Raw genomic sequence first — 2,461 nt, forward strand, 5'->3', positions numbered from 1 at the left:
ACGAGCCTGGCTGGCGCGTGTCGTTCGGGCTGCTCAGGCACGTCGTCGATCTCTGAAGTCGCCGGCTCCGCCGGGGAACGGGGTTGCTCGGACGGTTACTTATAGATACTCTGCTTTTCTCTGCAAGGAGCACGTCCATGGCTGGAAAGTTCGAGGTGTACAAGGATCAGGCTGGTGAGTTCCGCTTCCGACTCAAGGCAGCGAACGGGCAGGTCATCCTCGCGAGCGAGGGCTACAAGGCCAAGGCGTCCTGCCTTAACGGCGTGGAATCGGTGAAGAACAACGCCCCGGACGACACGAAGTACGAGCGCAAGGAATCGCAATCTGGGAAACCCATGTTCAACCTCCGGGCCATGAACGGCCAGGTGATTGGCACAAGCCAACTTTACGAGAGCGTGGCAGCACGGGAAAACGGGATCGAGTCGGTCAAGAAGAACGCGCCTGAGGCCGCGGTGGAAGACGCCACAACCTAGCAGAGGTGTCGTCCGGGCCGGGTTTGACTCACGCTCGGCCCGGACCGCTCGCGCTGCAGACGCGCTATCGCATTGAACGGCATCAAACGCAGCGCAGCGGGGGTGTCAGGATTTCTGTGTGTGAGGCTTGAGGAGACTGTTCCACCGGGGCGCCTGCAGGCGCCCCGGTGGAACAGTCAGTAGTCATTTTAGCCGCGGCCCGTTTCAAAGCGCTCTGCGTAAATGATTGCGAACTGATTCATCGCCTCTTTCCAGTCTTTGGCTGCCCGTCCCCAGTCGGCGGTGATGTTGCGCAGGGCGAGCCAGATCAACTTGGTTGCGGCTTCGTCACTTGGGAAGTGCCCCCGCGTCTTGATGATCTTGCGCAGGCGCGCGTTGATGCTCTCGATGGCATTGGTGGTGTAGATCACCCGACGGATCGGCGGCGGAAAGGCAAAGAATGGGATCACCCGATCCCACGCCCGGCGCCAGGCGGCGGCTACGGGGGAAACCTTTCGCCCCACGGGCCTTGGGCGAATGCGTCGAGTTCGGCGACCGCCGCTTCGGCACTCGGGGCGGTGTAGATCGGCCGGATCGCCGCTGCCAGTGCTTTGCGATCTTTCCAACTCGCGTAGTCGAGGCTGTTTCGGATCAGATGCACGATGCAGGTTTGCAGCGTGGTCGCCGGAAACACCGCCTCCAGCGCTTCGGGCATGCCCTTCAAGCCGTCAGTGACCGCAATCAGGATGTCGGCGACGCCGCGCGTCTTGAGGTCATTGAAGACCTTCATCCAGAATTTGGCACCCTCGGTGTTCTCGATCCACAGCCCAAGGATGTCGCGCGTGCCGTCGGGCAGCACCCCAAGCGCCAGGTAGATCGCCTTGTTGCGCACCACAGCGTCCTCGCGAATCTTGACCCGCAGGGCATCGAAGAACACCACCGGGTACATCGGCTCCAGCGGGCGGGACTGCCAGGCGGTGACCTCTCCCATCACCGCCTCGGTCACCGAACTGATGAACTCGGGCGACACCTCTGTGCCGTACTGCTCGGCCAGGAAACCCTGGATCTCGCGGACCGTCATCCCGCGCGCATACATGGCGACAATCTTGTCGTCGAAGCCGGTAAAGCGCCGCTCGTGCTTCGGGATGAGCACCGGCTCGAAACTGCCGGCGCGGTCGCGCGGCACCTCGATGCGCAGCGGTCCGTCTTCGGTCAGCACCGTCTTGCCGGAGGCGCCGCTGCGATGATTGGCGCTCTCGACCGGCTTGTCTGCGCCCGGTGGGTAGCCGAGGTGATGACTGAGCTCGGCGCCGAGCGCCCGTTCGATCAGCGCCTTCTTGAACGCCATCGCGGCCGCATTGACTGCCTCGGCGCTCATCGGACCGCTGACGAACTGGTCAATCAGTTCTTTCGGAATGCTGGGCAGCGCCGCTGCCGGTTGCTTCTTGCTCGTCTTGCTTGGCATACATGCTCCTTGTCGACATGTTATGCCTCACACACAAAATTTCTGACAGGCTCGCCGCAGCCCCTGTTCACTCCGTTCAGCGCATCGTCTGGATTTAGCCGTCGCGACCAACATGCATTGAAACTTCACCCCACGCGCCGCGACAGCACCATCAATCGGTCGGTCAACGCTCGCGGGTCGATCGGCTGACGATGTCACTGCTCCGCAGTTCGATCGCTTTCGCCTTGCCGCCGATCAGCACTCGCAGGGAGGCGTGCTGTGTGATCCAGCCAGCGCCGCCGTAGTCGGCCGTCACCTTGCACAGCCCCGAGCCGGCAATTGGTTCGACGCTCCCGCCGAGCCGTTCAATGGCCGCACAACCGGCCGCCGTGAGCACGAGTTCGGAATCAACGAAGCGCTCCTTCAGGACGAACAGGCCTAGCGCGACCATCATCGCCGCCGCGAGGGCAGGGCCATCGCATTCGAAAGTCATAACCGATGAATCCCCAGCATTTTCATACGGATATCGTCATCCCAGGCCGCCCGCTTGCGCTTGAGTCGCAGG

General features: G+C 62.5%; 2 protein-coding genes and 1 pseudogene. 1 reads left to right on the forward strand and 2 read right to left on the reverse strand.

Annotated elements, in window-relative coordinates:
* Positions 1 to 137: 137 nt before the first annotated feature.
* The gene (locus ACPT9U_RS17475) at positions 138 to 473 is read left to right on the forward strand and encodes a YegP family protein (RefSeq protein WP_435751886.1); all 336 of its coding nucleotides are present in this window, start codon (positions 138 to 140) and stop codon (positions 471 to 473) included.
* Between the two features lie 188 nt (positions 474 to 661).
* Here the strand turns inward: ACPT9U_RS17475 and ACPT9U_RS17480 are convergent.
* Both ACPT9U_RS17480 and ACPT9U_RS17485 read right to left on the reverse strand, forming a co-directional pair.
* A pseudogene (locus ACPT9U_RS17480) lies at positions 662 to 1,917 on the reverse strand (IS256 family transposase).
* Between the two features lie 163 nt (positions 1,918 to 2,080).
* Positions 2,081 to 2,389, reverse strand: coding sequence for a hypothetical protein (locus tag ACPT9U_RS17485; protein WP_435751887.1), 309 nt, complete (start codon positions 2,387 to 2,389; stop codon positions 2,081 to 2,083).
* Positions 2,390 to 2,461: the final 72 nt, after the last annotated feature.

Source organism: Thauera sp. AutoDN2 (assembly GCF_051280715.1).
Taxonomy (GTDB): Bacteria; Pseudomonadota; Gammaproteobacteria; order Burkholderiales; family Rhodocyclaceae; genus Thauera.